Genomic DNA, 20,736 nt, shown 5'->3' on the forward strand with positions numbered 1-20,736 from the left:
AATGCGCACAGCGCGCCTACTGCTCCGGCAGCAGTGTGCGCGCCAGCTTTGCCACGCCGATCATACCTGCCTGCGATCCCAGCTCGGCAACAGCAACGCGAGCCACCGGCCGGCTCCCCGCACCGACGATGGTCTTGCCCATGACGTCCCGGGCGTAGTCCAGCAGCAGGTCAGCATCCACCGCTACTCCCCCGGCCACCACAATCAGCTCCGGGTCCAGCACGTCCTGAATCATGGCCAATCCACGGCCCAGCCAGGTGCCCATGTCCTTGATGACGGCCTGGGCCAGCTCGTCGCCCTCCCGAGCCATGCGAACCACCGCACGGCCGCTGATCTCTTCGGGGCACTTGCCAAAGTCTTGCGCTAATCGTGAGTGCGGGAACTGGCCCCGCGCGATCAGGTCTTGCGCCGTCAGAGGGAGCGCGGATCCCGAACAGTAGCGCTCCAAGCATCCGCGCTTGCCACATGGGCAGCTACGCCCATTGGGCACCACGGTCAGATGGCCGAACTCCGGGGCCACCCCAAAAGCACCGCGGTAAATTTCACCGTTCATCATGATTGCGCCGCCGATGCCGGTGCCCAGAGCTAACAGCACCCAGTTCTTCGCGTCCCGGGCCGCTCCGAATTCGTGTTCACCCCAGGCAGCAGAGTTCGCATCGTGCTCCAGTATCACCGGCAATTCCAGCGCTCGGCTCATGACGCGCTTGACCGGGGTCTCCCGCCACGGCAGGTGCGGTGCGAAGCGAACCATCTGCTGGCTCTCATCCACGAATCCCGCCACGGCAAGCCCCACTGCAGCCACGCCTTCGTGGCGCGCCCGTAGTTTATCCACCACGGCTACCACGGCCATCTCTAAGGCCTCTGAGGATGGCGGCGTTGGCAACTGCTCCACGTCTAGCACTTGCCCGTTTTCGTCCACCACCGCAGCTCGGAGGTTGGTCCCACCGATATCGATGCCAATGGTCAGAAGCTGTTCACTCACGCCGCTGCCTCTCATCCCTCAACAAAATCTGTTTCACTCTATCCTGCGCGGGTGTGAAACCCATCCTCGCCGTCCCCACGCTGACTCGGCCGGTCACATCGGCACGTTCCACGCCACACGCGGCGGCACTCCCCCGTGGCCTTCCATCACTGCCATCCACTGATGCGCGAGCTGTTCCCACGTCCAGGCAGCTTCTACGCGGTGTCTTCCTGCGGTAGCGATGTTGTGGCGGAGGTTGGCGTCGGACAAAAGATTAACGATGCTGGCTGCCACCTGGCGCGCATCACGACCGTTGACCACCGTTCCGGTCTGTCCATCCACCACGGTCTCCGGCGCGCCGCCGCCGCTGCCGGCGATGGTTGCCACGCCGCACGCTTGTGCCTCCAGGAAGACGATGCCCAGTCCTTCCACAGAGAGCCCTCCGGCCTGCGTGCGCACGGGCAGGGCAAAGACATCGCCGGCGCAGTAGTGTCCGGGCAGCTCCGCGAAGTCCACGGCTCCGGTGACGGTCACGGAATCGGCAACGCCCAATGCGTCCGCGCGGCGCGCCAGCTTGTCCCCCATCGCCCCGGGCCCGACCAGGAGTAGATGCGCGTCCGGCTCGCGTTCCACGATGTGCGGCATAGCCTCAACCAGCACGTCCTGGCCTTTTCGCGGAACGATTCGCGAGACCGCCACGATGACCTTTTTATCTTTGACGCCATACCGCGCGCGCAACCGCTCCCGCATCTGCGGATCGGGTTGAAATAGTTCCGTATTCACACCGCCAGGCATGGGTTCCCAGGCCACGTCGGGGCCGAATGCGCCAGCCATGCGCCCCCGTGCAAAGTGGGAGACGTATGTGAGGCAGTCGACGCCATGCCCGATGCGCCCTAAGATCTGGCGCGAGCCGGGAAACATTGACCAGCCCACTTCATGGCCGTGAGTGGAGGCCACCACGCGCGTTGCTCCCGCACGCTTGGCGGCTTTAGCCATGAGCGCCAGCGGGGCAGCTGCCGCGAACCAGACGGTATCAATGCGGTGCTGCCTAATAAGCTCCTGCATGCGCTTGGCCGTGGCTGGAGTAGGCAGCATTACGGACCGGGGCCAGCGCACCACGGTGTAGTCCACGCTCGCGTCGAATTCCGCGGCAGCCTGTGCGTCCTGGGTGGAGGCAAACACCACAATCTCCGCGTCCTGATTGTTCAGGGCGGATAGATAATCCCGTACGTACGTTTGAATCCCGCCCACGGTGGGCGGGAAATCATTTGTCACTACGAGCACGCGAACGGTCATGGTGCTTCAGTGTAGTGGGCTGCTAGTAGCGGGATGCGCCCACCATCGGCATGGAATCCACGGGAACCACCTGAACAGGGATGCCGTAATCAGAGGCGTGGACCAGCTGACCGTCGCCGATGTACATGCCCACGTGAGTAGCACCCGGGTAGTAGGCCACGATATCGCCTGGCTGCAGCTGGTCGCGGGTGACGGACTGGCCGCCGGCGAGCTGTGCCTGGGAGGTACGAGGGATGGTCTTGCCCATCTGCTGGTATGCCCACAGCATCAGGCCGGAGCAGTCGAACTCGTCTGGGCCGGTTGCTCCCCAGCCGTACGGTGCGCCCAGCTTGGACAGTGCGGCGGCCACGGCGCCGGTGTGGTTGCCGCCGGTTTCCGGTGCTTCTGCCTTGAGCTTGCCCAGGAATTCGTCGACGTCCACGTCGATCGGGCCGTTGCTGTCCACCCAACGCTGACGGTCTTCGGGGCTCAGGCCGTTCACGACCTCCATGACGCGGCCCTTAAGCTGATCCAGCTTGGCATTGCGCTGGTCCAGCTTGCGCTGCTGTGCGCTCAGATCATTCATGCGGAAGTCTGCGCGGAACTTGGCGCGGTTGGCATCGGAGTTGGCCTCCACTGCCTGCTGCAGATCTTCGTCCAGCACGGAGACCACGCGGTTCTTGCTGTCCGAGAGGCTCGCCAAATAGCTGCCGCGCTCCATCGCTGCCTGTGGGCCGGTGGCGCCGGCTACGGCAGTCAGTGGATCCACGGAGGCGCCACGGTACATGGCCTGAGAGACGTCGGTGATGCTGTCCTTGGAAACATCGAGCTTGCGCAACGCCTCGTCTGCCTTGCGCTTGGTGTCCTCCACGTCTTGCTGGGACTGGCCGACCTCGCTCTGAGCCTCGTCGATATCGATCTGGTTTTGCTGCACCTGCTCGTTGGTCGCACCGGTGACGCGGGAGATCTCGCGCATGTGTGCCAGCAGTCCGTCCACATCCTGTGGGATGGGCTTGCGGAGCAGCTCGTCGATGTCACGATCAAACTCTGCTGGATTGTCCTGCCCTGGTGCAGCCGCTGGGGCTGGGTCGGCGATCGCCATGGGGCTTGCGATGGAAGTGCTGACTGCCAGTGCGAGGAGTGTTGCGCTGACGGAGCGGGAGAAACGACCACTGTGGCGAGATGAGGTGCTGGACACACTAACCTTCTTGTTCAAAAAAAGACAAAGACTAAAAACATGGAGAAATTGTAACGGTTCATTATCTTGCCACATGTTTTAACGAAGTTACGGGACTGCCTCCTCCCCGTTTAGGGGTAGAAGATCAGTCCCGCGTTCCTAGAGTTCTAGGAGTGAAGTGTTGTGACTGAAGTGAATAATTCTTGAGTCACAACGCGCACTTATTTAGAAGCGCACCGCATTGTTGATCGGCATGTAATCCAGGGTGTCCACGCGCACTGGGGAATCAGAGTTCAGTGCGTGCACGATCTTTCCATCGCCGATGTAGATGCCCACGTGGGATGCACCGGAGTAGAAGGACACGATGTCACCTGGCTGCAGAGCGTTCAGGGCCACTGGGGTGCCGCCGTAAGCCTGCGCGTCGGAGGTACGAGGGATCTGCTTACCTGCCTGGGCGTATGACCAGGAGGTCAGGCCGGAGCAGTCGAAGGCATCTGGGCCGGCAGCGCCCCACACGTAAGGAGCGCCAACCTTGCTCATGGCGAAGTCGACGATCTTCTGTCCGTCAGACTTGATTGGGGAAGCAGCCACTGGAGCGGATGGGGCCTCAGCCCGCTGAGCAGCCTGGGTGGCCTGGTCGATGTATGGCTGAACGTATGGCATTGCCTCGTCCGGAACATCAACGGTGTAGTTGGTGTTTGGGACGGATACCGGAGCCGCACCTGCAGTTGCTGGGTTCAGGACTGCAGCGCCCACGCCCATTGCTGCAACGATGGCGGCATTACGCTTGGTGTGGGTGTTGTTCTTCAGGTTGTGCTTTCCCATAAGTTTCGTCTCGTACCTTTCGATCCTAAGTCTGAGGCGGTTGCGCCTCTCGCTGATAGCAATTGCCACTACCGCGGATTGATTGGAGGGCCTAGACGAGTAGCCCTCGCCTCTCAGGTCTCGAAAAGATTACGAAATGATTGCGATCCGTGTCCAACCCAACTCGCCAAAAATCTCAAATTGGTCACGGATTGCATATGGTGCACTTTTGCCCCGAGAGTAAGTCTGAAAATATCAACGAAAGTTATCAAGTCGTAATATTCCCCTGGCCTGCGCGAACGCAAAGGGTTGCATTCATGCAAAAATCCTCACTCGGGCTGCATATCCGCCACTATCACCTAGTATGACCTTCGTCACATTTATGGATATTCCTGAGGTTGGCGCAGAAAAAACACCACATCTCGCACCTGCCCACACGGCCTTGTCCCGCCCACAATTAGGATGGCGAACGTGAATAACCACGCCTTGGCCGCCGATCTTCAGCACGCGCTGCGCAGCTGTGTGATCCTCGATCTGGAAACCACAGGATTGGATCCAGAGCGCGAGCGCATCATCGAGATAGGCGCGCTGCGGATCGAAGATGGCGAGGTGGCGGATTCCTTCCATGCCCTCGTGAATCCTCAGCGGTCGCTCCCCGCTTTTGTCGTAGAACTCACGGGATTGCAAGACAGCCACGTCGCACACGCTGACACGATGGACGCGGTACTACCCTCCTTGCAGCGCTTCCTGACCGCAGTAGGCTCGCAGCCGGTCCTCGTGGGCCACAACGTCAACTTCGATATCAGCTTCCTTGCTGCAGAAGCTAAGCGAACTGACTCCACACAGTGGGACTTCCTCGAACGCACTCCCTCGGTCTGCACGGCGGAAAATTCCCGCCAGTTGATCAGCCGTGAGCGCGTTGGGCGTTACAAGTTGGACAATGTGGCCGCGCACTTGGACACTGCGCATCAGCCTTCTCACCGTGCTCTCGATGATGCGCAGGCCACCTTCGAGGTCCTCGTGGGTCTCGCTGATCTTTCCCGACGCCATACTCCCCCGCCTGCCTAACTACTCCCCCTTGAGACACAACGAGAGGGCCCTCAAGCGCGATGCTTGAGGGCCCTGTCGTTGTGTCTCCTAACTCCTCGCCCCACCAGGGGCGCTGAGGAGCAGGAGTCGTACTAGCGGGAAGCTAGCTGCGAACTCTTAGTGCTCGCCGTGGTCCTTGCGGGCCTTTTCTGTAAGACGAGTGAACATTTCCTTCTGCTCCTCGTGGTTACGGTGGTCCAGATCCTCTGCCTTTTCTGCGATCTCTGGGGAGTCAGGCGAGAACATGCCGCCGCGACCCGGAGCGCCAGCAAAGCCGAGCTCGTTCATGGTCTTTGGCACTGGTGCACCCTGGTACTCCAGTGGGATGGCGTGACCGTGCTCATCGATGCCGCCCAGTGGCTGGTGGACCTCGATGAAGCCACCGGAAGGCAGCTGCTTGATGGTGCCGGTCTCGATGCCGTGCTCCAGAACCTCGCGGTCGTTGCGCTGCAGTCCCACACAGATGCGGTGCGTGACGTAGTAAGCGATTGGCGGAGCCAACACCAAGCCGATGCGACCCAGCCAGGTCATGGCGTTCAGGGAGATCTGGAAGTGGTAGGCGAACAAGTCGTTACCACCGGAGATCGTCAGGATCACGTAGAAAGTGATGGCCATGACACCCAGCGCGGTGCGGGTTGGCACGTCGCGTGGACGCTGCAGCAGGTTGTGGTGCGCATCGTCACCGGTCATCTTCTGCTCGATCCAAGGGTAAGCGAACAGCAGACCAACCAGGATGCCGAGCAGCAGGGCTACCCAGAACACGGCCGGAATGGTGTAGTTACCGAGGTAGAGCTCCCACGCTGGCATGACACGGGCAGCGCCGTCAGTCCAGAGCATGTAGATATCCGGCTGGGAACCAGCGGAGACCTGCGATGGGTTGTATGGACCCAGGTTCCAGATGGCGTTGATCTGGAATGCGCCGGCCATGAAGGCGATAACACCTGCGGTGATCAGACCGAAGGACGCTGCCTTCAGACCGAAGATTGGCAGAATACGCACGCCGATGACGTTGTTCTCAGTGCGGCCAGGTCCAGGGAACTGGGTGTGCTTCTGGTACCAAACCAGAGCCAGGTGAGCCGCGATCAGGGCCAGCAGGATGGCTGGGATCAGCAGCACGTGAGCGATGTAGAGGCGAGGGATGATGATCTCACCTGGGAAGTCGCCAGCGAACATGATCCAGTGCATCCAGGTACCCACGATCGGCAGGGACACGATGATGGCAGACATGATTCGCAGACCAACGCCGGAGAGCAGGTCATCTGGCAAGGAGTAGCCCATGAAGCCTTCTGCGACGGACAGCAGCAGCAGAACGCAGCCGATGACCCAGTTAGCTTCACGAGGCTTGCGGAACGCACCGGTGAAGAAGATGCGGAACATGTGCACCATGATGGACACGGCGAACAGCAGTGCAGCCCAGTGGTGGACCTGGCGGATAAACAGGCCACCGCGCACCTCGAAGGAGATGTCTAGAGCAGTATGGTACGCCGCGGACATTTCCACGCCGTTGAGTGGTGCGTATGCGCCGTCGTAGATCACCTTCGAGAGAGAAGGGTCGAAGAACAGCGTGAGGTACACACCGGACAGCAGCAGGATGACGAACGCGTACAGTGCGATCTCACCCAGCATGAAGGACCAGTGGGTCGGGAATACCTTGTTGATCTGTGGGCGAATCAGGCCAGAGGCCGTGTATCGCTCATCGATGTTGTTTGCCGCCTGGCTGAGGCGGGAAGTCTTAGTGGTCATGAACGGCGCTCCCAGAAAGCAGGGCCAACAGGCTCGACGAAGTTGCCTTTGGCGTACATGTAACCCTCTTCGTCAACGGCGATGGGCAGCTGTGGCAGTGCACGTGCTGCTGGGCCGAAGACTGGCTTGCCGTAGTGCAGTGCGTCGAACTGCGACTGGTGGCAAGGGCAGAGGATGCGGTTGGTCTGCTGCTCATACAAGGAAGTAGGGCAGCCAATGTGCGTACAAATCTTGGAGTAGGCGAAGTAATCGCCTGCGTGGAAGTCTTCCTGACCTTCACGCAGCACAGCGCGCTGTGCATCTTCGTGACGCAGACGGATCAGCATCACGGAGTTACGTGAGCCGTGGACGGAGTGCATGTGCTCTTCGTACACGTCACGCTGTGGGTCGTACTTGTCACCATCGTTGACCATCTCCTCTGTCAGCGGGAAGACAGTTTCCATGGCGCCGGCATCGAGGTCGACAGCGCGGATACGGACCAGGCGGGAAATGCCCTGCGTGGTGTAGTGGCCGTCGTGCTCTTCAGCAATGTTGCCGTTATCGCGGCCCAGGTAGACCTTCTCGCCTTCTTCCACGAGGGTCCAGCCGGTGGTCCACAGGGTGCCATCGCCCTGGATGCCCATGGCCTTTGGCTTCCAAGGGTTCTTGATGATGCCGCCCATTGGCAGGACCACGGCCAGGCCAGCGAGTACTGCGCCAGCGCCTGCCAGTCCAGCGATCACTGGGCGACGGCCCAGGGTCGAGGTCTGCCAAGAGTCGTTCAGCAGTGCTACCAGGGTGCGACGGTCTGCTTCGTCAGAAGGACCATCGTGGCGAACCTGCACGGAGATTTCCTCCGGCACAAACGTCTTGGTGTACTTCACGGCACCCACGCCCAGCATGATGATTGCCAGACCAGAAGTGATGCCCAGCAGTGGGGTGTACAGGGTGTACAGCCACAGGCCGTCTTCGGCCAAGTGCTTGTACTCCCATGGCCAGAAGAGGTAGGTCGCGATAAAAGCGAGACCGAAGACTACGGAGAGGGCAAAGTAGATGCCTACTCCGAAGCTGGCGCGCTTTTCAGCGGGATCGTTTTCGAGCGGGAAACGCTCCTTGCGGTATGCAACAGTGACACCATCGAGTTCGGTGCCCAAGCGGGCGAGCTCATCGTTGCTCATCTTCTTGAGCTGCTCGTCCGTGTACTGATTCTTTAGGTTATCGCTCACTGCCGGCTTCCAATCCACATTGCGAAGATAATCATCACCAGAATGCCGACGAACCACATCATCATGCCTTCAGTAACTGGGCCAATGCCGCCCAGTCCGAAGCCACCCTGGGATGGGGTCTCCTTGGAAGACTTGATGAACGCGATGATGTCGCGCTTCTCATCGGCGGAAAGCTGACGGTCAGAGAACTTAGGCATGTTCTGTGGGCCGGTCAGCATGGCCTGGTAGATCTCCTGCTCGTTGGCAGGATCCAGGACCGGTGCGTACTTACCACCGGAGAGTGCTCCACCGCGGCCGGTGAAGTTGTGGCAAGAGGCACAGTTAAGGCGGAACAGATCCGAGCCACGAGCAACGTCGGCTGGGTCGATCTCACCGTTGCTGTTGTTCGCACCGCGCAGGGAGTCCATGGCGATGGACCCGTCTTCGTTGCGGACCAAGCCTGGGCCGCCACCGTTGGAGTTCACGTAGGCAGCCAGAGCCAAGGTCTGCTGTTCGGAGTAACGAGGAGTCTTACGAGCAGCCTGTGCCTCGTTACGGAGCATTGGCATGCGTCCGGAGTGAACCTGGAAGTAGACGGCACCTTCGCCGACACCAATCAGGGAAGGACCGCGGTCCTTCACACCTTGAAGGTTGGCACCGTGACAGGTGATACAAGCTACTTCGTAGATCTGCTTACCTTCGTCTACCAGTGCAGTGGTGTCCTGCTCGGCGACAGCGGTCTGCGGATCTGGGGTCAGGGCGTTGGCGATGAAGCCTGCGCCCGTTAGAGCAATTGCCATGGCGAGTGCGCCTGCAAATGCCTTACGCATCTTACGACGGCGGCGGAGGCCGCTCGCCTTACGTGCTGCGGAGGACGTCACGCCTTCGCTCTTCACGCTCGTGGAGTTGGTATCCATCTTGTTCCTTATTAACTCGTCTGTGGAATGCGATGGGCTGTAAGTAGGCCGATGAAGTTACCGGCCGCTACGGCCTACTGAATGAAGTAAATCGTGATCCACAGGCCGATCCACACAACGTCAACGAAGTGCCAGTAGTAAGACACAACGACGGCTGCGGTGGCCTGGGCTGGGGTGAACTTCGACTTAAAAGTACGAAGCAGGACAACTACGAATGCCAGCACACCGGCCAGCACGTGAGCTCCGTGGAATCCGGTGGTGATGTAGAACACCGATCCGTATACCGAACTGGAGATCGTGGTTCCGTGCTCCACCAAGTGGAAGTACTCGTAGCCCTGTCCGATGAGGAAGACGGTGCCCAGCAGAGCAGATAGTGCATACCACCTGCGTAGTGCGAAGACATCACCTCGCTCAGCGGCAAACACGCCCCACTGAGCCGTGAAAGAGGAAGAAACCAGAATCACGGTGATTGCTGCCGCGAACGGCACATTCAATTCAGTAGGGTGCGAAGGCCAATCGCCTCCAGAGTTGGCCTTGGACACGAAGTACATCGCGAACAGGCCAGCGAAAAACATCAATTCTTGAGACAGGAACACGATCGTGCCGACGCTGACCATGTTTGGTCGATTCAGCGTCGCAACACGATGTGGTGCTGCCATACCTGGGTTTTCAACTGCGCTCGTCACGCATATCAGTATGGACTCTCCTGAGCCGTTAGTCGATTCCCTCTGCAGTGTTTCTTGAAGCTTTCTGAAAACCCGCAGGTAAATGCTTGGGTTTAGCTGGCAATCTACCCCGTTAGGGGGTTGTTGGGAACTTTTCCGCCCCCGCATCCGACGCGCGCTAAACCAACAGGTCACCCGCATAGTTTGCAAACTCGAAGCCACGCATACACCCCCGGAAGTGGGCACACTCCCCCGCCGTGGGAACCACGCCAGCCCTTGGCGTCGAAACGGCAAAAGAGCAACCGGATCGCCCCGCAACTCACCCACTCACACAGCAGGGATACGATAGATCAATGCAGCGCACGTAAGCGCTGCCCCTGTCCCCTATCTGACCGCCGCTGGCGGTGAGGAAGAAGATCTGATGCACGCACCCCAGGCCAGCAGCACCTCTGCCGTCTCCGGAACCAAGGGCAAGCACCTTGAGGCCAACCAGTTGCCAGAGAGCTTCTTCACGTGGCCCGGCGTGCTGGATCGCTTGGGTAACCGGGACGAACTCAGCGAGTCCCAGGTGGAATGGGCCATGCAGCAGATCATGAATGGTTCCGCCACAGATTCTCAGATCGCCGCGTTCGCCTTCGGCCTGCGCGTCAAGGGCATCACCGCAGCGGAGCTCGCCGCAGCCGCTGAAACTATGCGCAGCTTCGCCACTCCGGTGGACTTCTCCGAGGTGCCGCAACGCGTGGACATCGTCGGAACTGGCGGCGACGGCCATAACACCGTCAACATCTCCACCATGGCCGGCATCCTCGTGGCAGCCTGCGGTGTCCCCGTGGTCAAGCACGGTAACCGCAAGGCGTCCAGCAAGTGTGGTGGGGCGGACATGTTGGAGTCTTTGGGTTACGACATCGAGCGTTCCCCCTCGAGTGTTGTCGACGACGCCAAGAATAATAATTTCGCTTTCCTCTTTGCCAAGAGCTACCACCCGGCCATGAAGTTCGCGGGGCCGGTCCGCGGCGAGCTGGGTGTCTCGACGATCTTCAACCTGCTCGGCCCGATGACCAACCCCGCTTCCCCGAATTTCGGGCTAATTGGCTGTGCTTTCCGTGACATGATGCCGATCGTGGGTGGCGCGTTTTCTCACCAGGGTTCGCGCGTGCTGGTGGTGCGTTCCATGGACGGGATGGATGAGATCTCTGTCTCCGCTCCAACCGAAGTGGTGACGGTTGATTCCACCGGCAGGACCGGAGAAGCCGTGATCAACCCTCGGGAGATGGGCTTAGACTTCTACCCTCTCGCAGACATCAAGGGCGGCGATGCTGAATACAACGCGCAGATCGCCCGCCAGCTTTTCGATAACCAACTTGAGGGCGCAATCAAGGACGCGGTCTTGATCAATGCTGCTGCCGCCCTAGCCACCGTGCATGGTTGGGAGGAACAAGGCCTGGATGAGACGATCAAGCACTACGTGAACGTGGCGCGCCAGACGCTGGAATCCGGAGCCGCTAAGGAAAAGCTGCAGCAGCTCATCGGCTAGCTAGTTCTTGCGGGATTCGTCTGCCGGTGCGAGCGTTCGCCTCGTCGGCTGGCGCTAACCCAGCGCGCACTCTCCCCTTGCACTATCGCCGGGCACGGTCCGCGCTGCGTTTGCACAATGATCCCCCGGAAGTGCCACCTACTTTAGGTTTTCCAGGTCGCAGAATGTCGCGTGGCACTTCCGGGGGATCATTGTGCACCGAGCCAAAAAGAAGAGCCCCACAGTGAAAACTGTGGGGCTCTTCTAAAACCAAGCGGAAGGTAGGGGCGTTCCGGCGCAAAGCTCAAGCCGCAGAACTAAACAACATCGCTCAAGCTCAAGCGCGAAGCCTTAGTGCTTCTCCGGAGGCAGACCGTACTGCAGGTTCAGCATGGTTCCAGCCCAGATCAGCACAACTGCGCCGAAGGCAACCAGCCACAGGTGGAAGAAGGCCAGGCCGTAAGCCATGATCGTGATGGCCACGGTCATAACGAATGGCCAGATGGAGCTAGCGGAGAAGAATCCCAGCACGCCAGCGCCGTCAACAATCTCTGCTTCTTCCCAGTCGGCAGGTCCGATGTCAGACTTGCTCTCGGTGAGGTGCAAGTACACGCCGAGCATCAGGGCCAGAAGGAAGGCCATGAACAGTCCCGTTCCACCAGCCCACTCGAGTCCCTGCAAGGATCCGGAATCCTTCACCAAGGATGTTGCAACCATGTAGACGATGGTCACGACACCGAAGAACGTCGCGATAGCATAAAAGAGTTTTGCGCCTGCAGCCATGATCTATTCCTCTTTCTCTTGATCGTTTAGGCGTTGCGGTCGATGTCGGAACCCGCGTCGCGGGTGCCCTGACGGTCGGTAACGAATGGGCTGGTGGTTACTGCGTACGGCTTCTCGCCAATAGCTTCCAGTGCCTCAGAGTTTGGAGCCTCTGGGTTCTCTTCGCGGTAGCGAACATAGTCAGTGAACTTCTCTGGGGAAACCACGCGGATCTCGAAGTTCATCATTGCGTGGTAGGTACCACACATTTCTGCACAGCGGCCCACGAATGCGCCTTCTTCGGTGATCTCTTCCACCTGGAAGCGACGCTCGGAGCGGTTAGCTTCTGGGTGTGGGAAAGCATCGCGCTTGAAGAGGAACTCTGGGATCCAGAAAGAGTGGATAACGTCAGAGGATGCGACGTTGAACTCCAGTGGAGTGCGGGAAGGAAGAACCAGAACTGGGATCTCCTCGGTGGTACCGACGGTCTCGATCTTGTCGTAGTTCAGGTAGCTCAGGTTCTCACGGGAGTTGCCGTGGATTGGGCCGGTCTCCTGACCGTCCTGCAGCTCGTCCTTAGAGGCATCGGCTGCCTTCTGAGCTTCTTCGTCCACACCGTTGTACTCACGGCCGCTTGGGGACAGCTCGCCATCGATGGCGCCGTAGCCGAACTTCCAGTTCCACTGGAATGCGGTGACGTCCACGGTGACCTTTGGGTCCTTGTCCAAGGCAGTTGCCTTGTCCTGCACGGGAACGTTGAAGAAGAACAGTCCCATGATGATCAGGATAGGAAGGGTGGTCAGCACAAGTTCCAGAGGAACGTTGTAGCCGGTCTGGCGTGGGAACTCTTCTTTGTTTCCACGGCGCTTCCACGCGCGGTCAGAGTCGCGGAAGATCGCGACGAACATCAGCACCCACATGATGATGCCGATGGTCCATGCAGCAACCCAGGTCCATACCCAGAAATTGCCGATCTCCTGGGACTCAGGAGTGATGCCCTCTGGCCATCCCATGCGCAGGGCATGGAAGAATCCGTTTTCCGGCGGAGCGACAGAGCAGCCAGCCAGAGCAATTCCGCTTGCTCCAAGCAAGCCAGCCAAGCCCAGGCGGCGAGTCATTCCATGCACTTTTCGCTGTTCCACGCGAGTTTGCCTTCCTCGTAACACGTCATTTGGTCTATCACTCACGTCATTAGCAACCCACCTGCAGTTCGCAGATTGCCTTCAAGTTCTAGACCGGTTCAAACAGAAACATTAGACCATGTGCAGCGCTTTGCCACCATCCCCACAGGGTGCGTTCCCTATTCGGGTGTGACTCCACCACATTCTCCCCCCACAAAGGGTGCATGGTCCCCCGCGTGGCAAGTGGCTCGGCGGGACAGCCAGCGCGTAAAGTCAGCAGCCATGTGTGGATTGCTTGGTTTTATTTCGGCCGATGGTTCGGCTTCCCAGTATGTTTCGGCCGTCGAACAGGCGCTGCCGTGCATGCACCACCGCGGCCCTGATGACAGCGGGACGTGGAGCGATGACAGCGTTGTCTTCGGCTTCAACCGCTTGTCCATCATTGACATCGCCCACTCGCACCAGCCGTTGCAGTGGGCCCCAGAAGGCCAGGCCAACCGCTACTCCTTGGCGTTCAACGGTGAGATCTACAACTACGTAGAGCTCCGCGAGGAGCTTCAGGCCGCTGGCTACACCTTTAATACTGAAGGCGACGGCGAGACCATTGTGGTGGGCTTCCACCACTGGGGCAAGGATATAGTCAATCACCTGCGCGGAATGTTCGCCTTCGGCATTTGGGATGCGAGCGAACAGCAGCTATTCATCGCGCGCGACCAGTTCGGCATCAAGCCCATGTACGTTGCCACTACCGCAGCAGGCACGGTGTTTGCGTCGGAAAAGAAGTGCATTCTTTCCATGGCAGACGCACTCGGCCTGGACACGGAGCTGGATCTGCGGGCGCTGGCGCACTACACCGATCTGCAGTACGTGCCGGAGCCAGAGAGCCTGCACAAGTCCATCCGTCGCCTGGAATCCGGCAGCTACGCCGTGATCAAGCCGGGCCAGGTGCCACAGGAAAGTCGCTGGTTTGAGCCGCGCTTCCCGGTGCGCAAGGTGGCTGCCGGCGATGAGGACAAGGTGTTCCAGAAGATTGCGGAGGCGCTGGAGGATTCTGTCGCCAAGCACATGCGCGCCGATGTGACGGTGGGCAGCTTCCTGTCCGGTGGTATCGATTCCACCGCGATCGCCACGCTGGCCAAGCGCCACAATCCAGACCTGCTGACCTTCACCACGGGCTTCGAGCGCGAGGGTTATTCCGAGGTGGACGTGGCTGCCGAATCCGCAGCTGCCATCGGTGCTGAGCACATCGTGAAGGTGGTCAGCCCGGAGGAGTACGCCGCGGCTGTGCCCAAGATCATCTGGTACCTGGATGACCCCGTGGCTGATCCTTCCCTGGTTCCTCTCTACTTCGTGGCCGCGGAAGCTCGTAAGCACGTCAAGGTGGTGCTTTCCGGTGAGGGCGCCGATGAGCTCTTCGGCGGCTACACCATTTACAAGGAGCCGCTGAGCCTCGCGCCGTTTGAGAACATCCCTTCCCCGATCAACCGGGTGCTGGGCAAGCTGGGCGACGCTCTCCCCGAGGGCATGCGTGGCAAGTCTCTCCTGCAGCGCGGCACGATGCGCATGGAGGACCGCTACTACGGCAACGCCCGTTCCTTTAACTACCAGCAGTTAGAGCGCGTGCTGCGCCACATCCGCCCGGAGTGGGATCACCGCGAGGTCACCGCGCCGATCTACGCGAAGTCCCAGGAAATGGATCCCGTGGCGCGCATGCAGCACCTGGATCTGTTCACCTGGATGCGTGGAGACATCCTAGTCAAGGCAGACAAGATCACCATGGCTAATTCGCTGGAGCTGCGCGTTCCTTTCTTGGACAAGGTTGTCTTCGAGGCCGCAGAGACGCTGCCGGTGGACATGAAGATCAGCCACGATACGACCAAGTACGCGCTGCGTAAGGCGATGGAGCGCATCGTTCCCGCGCACGTTTTGCACCGCAAGAAGCTGGGCTTCCCCGTGCCGATGCGCCACTGGCTGGCCGGTGACGAGCTCTACGGTTGGGCTCGCGAGAACATTGAGGCTTCTGAGACCGATTACCTCATCAATAAGGCGGAAGTCCTGAAGATGCTGGATGAACACCACGTAGCGATGAACACCGGCTCCGGTCCGGATCACTCCCGCCGCCTGTGGACCATCATCGCGTTCATGATCTGGCACGGCATTTTCGTGGAGAAGCGCATCGATCCGCAGATCGACCAGCGCGATTACCCCGTGCAGCTCTAAGTCCCCTCCCCCTCGGTGGGGCGGGCTCGCGGTCTTTTTGCCCGACGCCAGACTCCTGACATAAACAACGCGCCCGCCGTTCGTGAAAACGAACGGCGGGCGCGTTGGCGTCGATCAAAAAATCAACAACTCATCCCCACCACCCGGGAGGGTGATGGGGCGCCTGAGAGTTGATCAGGAGAAGGAATCGCCGCAGGCGCAGGATCCGCCAGCGTTGGGGTTGTCGATGGTGAAGCCTTGGGACTCGATGGTGTCTGCAAAGTCGATCTTTGCGCCCATCAGGTATGGGGAGGACATCTTGTCTACGCGCAGCTGGACGCCGTCGTAGTCATCCACCAGGTCTCCATCGAGGGTGCGGTCATCGAAAAACAGCTGGTAGCGCAGGCCTGCGCAGCCACCTGGCTGCACTGCAATACGCAGGGCGAGGTCATCGCGACCCTCCTGTGCCAGCAGGGCGCGTGCCTTATCGGCTGCTTCGGTGGTCAGTTCAACACCGGTGACCTTCTCGGGAGCAGTCATGGTTCCTCCTAGTAAAGATTGCTGATATGAGCCAAACTACTCCCCACAACAAGGCGAGACAACAATTTGTTCCCGCTTCGGCAAGTCCGTGAAGTTCTTGCGGGGGTACTTGCGGAGTTCTTACGGAGTTTTTGGCGAGTGCGGCACGGAGTTCAGTGCGTAGTTAACCGGCACCAACTTTGCCCCACCAAACCTCGTCCCCTAACCTTAAGGGCGTGAAAATGCCGTGGAAAAAGGATGCCGAAGCCGGTGCTGACGTGGCTTCCGCATCAGTAGATCAGTCCCCTGTCGATTCTTCGTCGAAGCGCACGGGTGAGTCCGCCTCCCCTGCTGGTGCTACGTACAGCGCACCAGGCACGGAAGCCGATGAGCAGGCTGGACAGAGCAAGGCGTTTACCCCGAAGAAGGGTCGCCCCACGCCGAAGCGCAACGAGGTGGAGCGCGAGGTGGGTGTGCGTCGTACGGCCTTCGATGCGCCTTCTACCTCGAAGGAAGCTCGAGAGCGCCGCAAGGAGTTGAAGAACTCCATGTCCAAGGACGAGTACAAGGCCATGAAGCAACGCGAGCGCGACGAGGCCGCCCGGAATCGCCGCAAGGCCAACGAGCGCATGATGGCCGGCGATGAGAACTACTTGATGGATCGCGATAAGGGCTCGGAGAAGCGCTTTGTGCGCGATTGGGTGGATGCGCACCGCTACATCATGAACTTCTTCCTGCCGATGACGTTCATCGTGATCATCATCATGCTGCTGGGCACGCGCAATCCTGCCATCGCCAACTTGTCTTCCATCGTGATGGTGGTGATCTTCGTGATCATGATCGCCGAGGGTCTGTGGTTGGGACGCAAGGTTAATCGCCTGGTTAACGAGCGTTTCCCCAACAATCCGCATTCCAAGTTCTCGCTGGGTATTTACGCCTTCACCCGTGCCACGATGATCCGTCGTATGCGCACGCCTGCGCCGCAGAAGAACGTGGGCGATACTGTTTAGACAATGAGCGATCTCCCGGAGTTTCCCGCCATCATCGCCCCCGATGCTGCGCGTCGAGAGCGAGCCACTACCCGGCGCGCCGAGTTGCCCGCGGGTTACGCGCTGCCTGCGGGCCGCTTGGGCCGGTTGGAGCAACTGGGGGCGTGGATGGCGGCGTGCTCTGGCCGTCCTTCCGGTGAATCGCCCGGTAATACTTCCAGCGCCAACTCCACCCGCCTGATCATCGTGACCGGCGAGCACGGCATCGCCGCCGCCCACCCGGAGATCTCCACTCTCCACGCAGAGTTTTCTTCCCAGGTCACCGAGGCCATCGAGTCCGGCGCCTCCCCCGTCGCGTCCACGGCACGGTCGTTGAATGTGGATGTGAAGTTAGTCGACACCAACTCCTCCGTGCCCAGCGGAGAAATCGACCATGAGGATGCCATGACTGCCGCTCAGCTGGCGGAGAACTTGCAAAAGGGCATGGATCTGGCCGATGCGGAAGCGGATCAGGGCACGCAGTTGCTGGCTGTCGGCGATGCAGCCCGTGGATTGACCACGGTGGCGGCGACAGTCATCGGGTCGCTGTGTGGCATTGAACCGGTCAAGGTTGTGGGCTGGGGTTCCGGTATTGGCGATATGGCGTGGCGGACGAAGACGGCCATCATCCGGGACGCGATGTACCGCGTGCGGGATGACCGAGCGGACGCGTTGCAGGTGCTGCGGCGCGTTGGAGGTGCTGATCTGGCCGTGCTGACTGGCCTGTTGGCGCAGGCTGCAGTGCGCCGCACTCCCGTGCTGATCGATGGCGTGGGCGTGCTTGCCGCCGCGCTGTGCGCGCAGATGATTGCCCCGGGATCCTCCGACTGGTGGGTCGTCGCGTCCAAGGGCAACGAGCCCGCGATTACCCCAGCCTTGCGTGCTCTGCGCCTGTCCCCTGTCTTGGATGCCGGCATCTCCGCTGGCCAGGGCACCGGCGCTCTGCTGGCCGTGTCGCTGGTGCGGTACGCGGCCGAGGTGTTCTCCGGCTAGCTGCCGGATAGACGGAAATTAGTCGACCAGCTTGTAGAGCCAGCCGTGGGAATCTTCTACGGCTCCGCGCTGGATTCCCGTCAGGTGCTCACGCAAGCGCATGGTCACCTCCCCGGTCTTGCCACCGGCAACCTTGAACTCGCCAACTTCGTGCTTGACGGTGCCCACTGGGGTCACCACGGCAGCGGTTCCGCAGGCGAATACTTCGGTGAGTGCGCCGGATTCTGCCGCTGCTTCCCACTCGTCAGTGGAAATCTTGCGCTCTTCCACGTCAAAGCCCAGATCCGCGGCCACGTTGAGCAGCGAGGCACGCGTGACACCTGGCAGCAGGGAGCCGGAGAGTTCCGGCGTGACGATGCGGGCATCCGAACCAGAACCGAACACGAATGCAAGGTTCATGCCGCCCATCTCCTCGACGTACTTGTGCTCGGTCGCGTCCAACCACACCACCTGGTCGCAGCCCTTCTTCTCTGCCTGCTGCTGAGCTAGCAGAGAGGCCGCGTAGTTGCCTGCGAACTTCGCCGCACCCGTGCCTCCTGGTGCGGCACGCACGTAATCCTTGGACAGCCAGACGCTGACCGGGTTGATTCCGCCGGAGAAGTACGCGCCAGCCGGGGAGGCGATCACAGCGAAGGTATAAGCGTTGGCCGGGTGCACGCCCAGGCTCACCTGCGTGCTGATCATGAAAGGACGCAGGTACAGGGACTCTTCGCCGCCTGCAGCGGGAACCCACTGCTTGTCGATCTTCACCAGCTGGCGCAGGGACTCGATAAACAGCTCCTCTGGCAGCTCCGGCATCGCTAGGCGCTGCGCGGAGGACTGCATGCGCGCCGCGTTCTGATCAGGGCGGAAAGTCACCACGGAATCGTCCTGCTGACGGTATGCCTTAATTCCCTCGAAGATGGCCTGCCCGTAGTGGAACACCATGGACGCGGGATCCATCTGGAAGTTCTGATACGGCTGCACGCGGGCGTTGTGCCAACCCTCGGACTCGTTCCAATCAATAACCACCATGTGATCCGTGAAGTGGTTGCCGAAACCTGGGTTGGTCAGGATATCCGCAATTCGCTCGGAAGACGTGGGGTTTTCCGTCCGCTCGATGGTGAAGGAGTCAGGCGTTGCAGGCACAGTATTCATGGACAAGACCATACTCCAGTGTCTCTGAGTAGATGTAGCCTAGGGGTTTGAGTACGCAACTTTTCTAAGAAAAGGATTTTCATGGCTGACACCTCGTCCACCGATTTCACCCTCGTCTCCCGCGGCACCCTCCCAGAGCTGCGGATGGTGGGTAGCTGGTCGGACATCGATGGCAGCATCGATGTATTCATCGTTCCCGCCTTCCAGGGCGAAAACGGCCTGGAGCTCGCTGGAGGCCCGGCTTCCGTGCTGACCTCCGAGCAGGAAATTGAGCTATGGAAGTGGCTCACCTCCGTGGGTGCGCAAGGAACTGTCGGCGAGATGACGTTCTTGCCGGGCGAAATCTTGGCGTCGGAACAAGAGGACAATTCTCCGGAGATCACCCGGATCCTGGCTGTGGGGCTGGGGAACGCGGAGGACCTGTCCGACGAGGACATCCGACAGGCGGCGGGTGCGGCGTCGCGGCGCGTGGGCAAGGCAGAGACCGCGGTCTCCAGCTTGGGCATCTTCGATCCGGAGGCAGCACTGCTGGGCCATGCGCTGGGCGCGTACGCCTACTCCGGCCAGAAAGCAGAGGCCAAGGAGACCATCGGAAAGGTCGTGGCGCTGGTTTCCGAGCCAGACCAGGACGCACTGGCGCGTGTGACAGCGATTGCCGAGTCTGTGGCGTTTGCCCGCGATCTGGTCAACGCTCCCGCTAATGACCTCTATCCTGCCCGCTATGCGGAAATCATTCGTGCCGAGGCCACTGCTGCGGGGCTCGAGGTGGAGATCCTCGACGAGAAGCAGCTGGAAGATCAGGGCTTCGGCGGCATCGTGGGCGTGGGCAAGGGTTCGCAGTACCCTCCCCGTTTGGTTCGGGTGACGTATTCTCCTTCCGACGCCAACTCAGATCTGTCCAAGGTTGCGCTGGTGGGCAAGGGAATCACGTTCGATACGGGCGGAATTTCTCTGAAGCCAGGCGCGAAGATGTGGGACATGATCATGGACATGGGCGGCTCCGCAGCGGTTATCGCGGCCACGCTGGCGGCGGCGAAGCTGCAGATCAACACCCAGGTCACCGCGACGATCCCCATCGCCGAGAACATGCCTTCTGGCACGGCCACCCGCCCGGGCGATATCTTGCGTCACTACGGGGGCCTGACCACCGAGGTTCTCAACACAGACGCGGAGGGTCGCTTGATTCTGGCCGATGCCATCGCCCGCGCCTGCGAAGATGAGCCGGACTACTTGATCGAGACCGCCACGCTCACCGGAGCACAGATGGTGGCGCTGGGCGATCGCACCCCAGGCATCATGGGTTCGGCAGCGTTCCGCGATCGCGTGACGGTACTCAGCCAGGAAGTTGGTGAAAACGGCTGGCCAATGCCACTGCCCACCGAGCTCGGCGAGGCGCTGAAGAGCGATGTGGCGGATCTGCGCAACATCTCCAACTCGCGCTTCGGCGGCATGTCCGTGGCCGGCCACTACCTATCCAACTTCGTCTCCGAAGGCGTGGAGTGGGTGCACATCGACGTGGCGGGCCCTGCGTACAACACCGGCTCTGCCTACGGCTACACGCCGAAGCGGGCTACGGGCGTTCCTGTGCGCACCATCATCGCGGTGTTGGAAGACTTGGCTAAGTAACGCGAGCCAAGAAATGCGAGTCA

General features: G+C 60.4%; 18 protein-coding genes. 6 read left to right on the forward strand and 12 right to left on the reverse strand.

Features of this window, described 5'->3' with window-relative positions; all coding sequences use genetic code 11:
• Nucleotides 1-16: 16 nt before the first annotated feature.
• The 4 genes from CS919_RS08065 to CS919_RS08080 form a co-directional block, all read right to left on the reverse strand.
• Nucleotides 17-997, reverse strand: a complete 981-nt coding sequence (locus CS919_RS08065; RefSeq protein WP_099298976.1) for an ROK family protein — start codon at nt 995-997, stop codon at nt 17-19.
• 78 nt (nt 998-1,075) lie between these two features.
• Entirely contained in the window at nt 1,076-2,257 is a 1,182-nt protein-coding gene (locus tag CS919_RS08070) for a glycosyltransferase family 4 protein (RefSeq protein WP_099298977.1), read from the reverse strand.
• A gap of 22 nt (nt 2,258-2,279) precedes the next feature.
• Nucleotides 2,280-3,434: a C40 family peptidase gene (locus tag CS919_RS08075; RefSeq protein ID WP_234990871.1), complete on the reverse strand. Its 1,155-nt coding sequence runs from the start codon at nt 3,432-3,434 to the stop codon at nt 2,280-2,282.
• 204 nt (nt 3,435-3,638) lie between these two features.
• Nucleotides 3,639-4,238, reverse strand: coding sequence for a C40 family peptidase (locus CS919_RS08080; RefSeq protein ID WP_099298979.1), 600 nt, complete (start codon nt 4,236-4,238; stop codon nt 3,639-3,641).
• A 450-nt stretch (nt 4,239-4,688) separates the two neighbouring features.
• Between CS919_RS08080 and CS919_RS08085 the strand changes: the two genes are divergently transcribed.
• Nucleotides 4,689-5,285, forward strand: coding sequence for a 3'-5' exonuclease (locus CS919_RS08085; protein ID WP_234990872.1), 597 nt, complete (start codon nt 4,689-4,691; stop codon nt 5,283-5,285).
• Between the two features lie 138 nt (nt 5,286-5,423).
• Here CS919_RS08085 and qcrB read toward each other — a convergent pair whose 3' ends face one another.
• The 4 genes from qcrB to ctaE all read right to left on the reverse strand — a co-directional run bounded on the left by qcrB (nt 5,424) and on the right by ctaE (nt 9,836).
• Nucleotides 5,424-7,049, reverse strand: coding sequence for a cytochrome bc1 complex cytochrome b subunit (gene qcrB / locus CS919_RS08090; RefSeq protein WP_099298980.1), 1,626 nt, complete (start codon nt 7,047-7,049; stop codon nt 5,424-5,426).
• Nucleotides 7,046-8,254 carry a cytochrome bc1 complex Rieske iron-sulfur subunit gene (gene qcrA, locus CS919_RS08095; RefSeq protein ID WP_099298981.1) on the reverse strand — a complete coding sequence of 403 codons (1,209 nt, stop codon included), beginning with the start codon at nt 8,252-8,254 and terminating at the stop codon, nt 7,046-7,048. The genes qcrB and qcrA overlap by 4 nt, the downstream gene beginning before the upstream one ends.
• On the reverse strand, nt 8,251-9,150 hold the full coding sequence (gene qcrC, locus CS919_RS08100) for a cytochrome bc1 complex diheme cytochrome c subunit (RefSeq protein ID WP_099298982.1): 900 nt from the start codon (nt 9,148-9,150) through the stop codon (nt 8,251-8,253). Before qcrC ends, qcrA begins: the two co-directional genes overlap by 4 nt.
• 74 nt (nt 9,151-9,224) lie before the next feature.
• Complete coding sequence (ctaE, locus tag CS919_RS08105; protein WP_099298983.1) at nt 9,225-9,836, reverse strand: aa3-type cytochrome oxidase subunit III; 612 nt, start codon at nt 9,834-9,836, stop codon at nt 9,225-9,227.
• 400 nt (nt 9,837-10,236) lie between these two features.
• Between ctaE and trpD the strand changes: the two genes are divergently transcribed.
• Nucleotides 10,237-11,349 (forward strand): anthranilate phosphoribosyltransferase, encoded by a 1,113-nt coding sequence (gene trpD, locus CS919_RS08110; protein ID WP_099298984.1) that lies wholly within the window; start codon nt 10,237-10,239, stop codon nt 11,347-11,349.
• A 330-nt stretch (nt 11,350-11,679) separates the two neighbouring features.
• Here the strand turns inward: trpD and ctaF are convergent, their stop codons facing one another.
• Together ctaF and ctaC are read right to left on the reverse strand one after the other, a co-directional pair.
• On the reverse strand, nt 11,680-12,111 hold the full coding sequence (gene ctaF, locus CS919_RS08115) for an aa3-type cytochrome oxidase subunit IV (RefSeq protein WP_099298985.1): 432 nt from the start codon (nt 12,109-12,111) through the stop codon (nt 11,680-11,682).
• 26 nt (nt 12,112-12,137) lie between these two features.
• On the reverse strand, nt 12,138-13,232 hold the full coding sequence (gene ctaC / locus CS919_RS08120) for an aa3-type cytochrome oxidase subunit II (protein ID WP_099298986.1): 1,095 nt from the start codon (nt 13,230-13,232) through the stop codon (nt 12,138-12,140).
• Nucleotides 13,233-13,493: 261 nt separating this feature from the next.
• Between ctaC and asnB the strand changes: the two genes are divergently transcribed.
• Complete coding sequence (gene asnB, locus CS919_RS08125; protein ID WP_099298987.1) at nt 13,494-15,431, forward strand: asparagine synthase (glutamine-hydrolyzing); 1,938 nt, start codon at nt 13,494-13,496, stop codon at nt 15,429-15,431.
• A 174-nt stretch (nt 15,432-15,605) separates the two neighbouring features.
• Here asnB and CS919_RS08130 read toward each other — a convergent pair whose 3' ends face one another.
• Nucleotides 15,606-15,950 (reverse strand): HesB/IscA family protein, encoded by a 345-nt coding sequence (locus CS919_RS08130; protein ID WP_099298988.1) that lies wholly within the window; start codon nt 15,948-15,950, stop codon nt 15,606-15,608.
• Between the two features lie 221 nt (nt 15,951-16,171).
• On the opposite strand from CS919_RS08130, the gene CS919_RS08135 reads away from it, so the two are divergent.
• Entirely contained in the window at nt 16,172-16,939 is a 768-nt protein-coding gene (locus tag CS919_RS08135; RefSeq protein ID WP_099298989.1) for a DUF3043 domain-containing protein, read from the forward strand.
• 3 nt (nt 16,940-16,942) lie between these two features.
• Nucleotides 16,943-17,950: a nicotinate-nucleotide--dimethylbenzimidazole phosphoribosyltransferase gene (locus tag CS919_RS08140; protein ID WP_099298990.1), complete on the forward strand. Its 1,008-nt coding sequence runs from the start codon at nt 16,943-16,945 to the stop codon at nt 17,948-17,950.
• Between the two features lie 18 nt (nt 17,951-17,968).
• On the opposite strand, the gene CS919_RS08145 is transcribed toward CS919_RS08140, so the two are convergent.
• Nucleotides 17,969-19,087: a branched-chain amino acid aminotransferase gene (locus tag CS919_RS08145; protein ID WP_099299068.1), complete on the reverse strand. Its 1,119-nt coding sequence runs from the start codon at nt 19,085-19,087 to the stop codon at nt 17,969-17,971.
• An 81-nt stretch (nt 19,088-19,168) separates the two neighbouring features.
• On the opposite strand from CS919_RS08145, the gene CS919_RS08150 reads away from it, so the two are divergent.
• Nucleotides 19,169-20,713: a leucyl aminopeptidase gene (locus CS919_RS08150; protein ID WP_200818366.1), complete on the forward strand. Its 1,545-nt coding sequence runs from the start codon at nt 19,169-19,171 to the stop codon at nt 20,711-20,713.
• Nucleotides 20,714-20,736: the final 23 nt, after the last annotated feature.

Origin of the sequence: Corynebacterium dentalis, assembly GCF_900232865.1 — a bacterium.
GTDB classification, from domain to species: Bacteria; Actinomycetota; Actinomycetes; order Mycobacteriales; family Mycobacteriaceae; genus Corynebacterium; species Corynebacterium dentalis.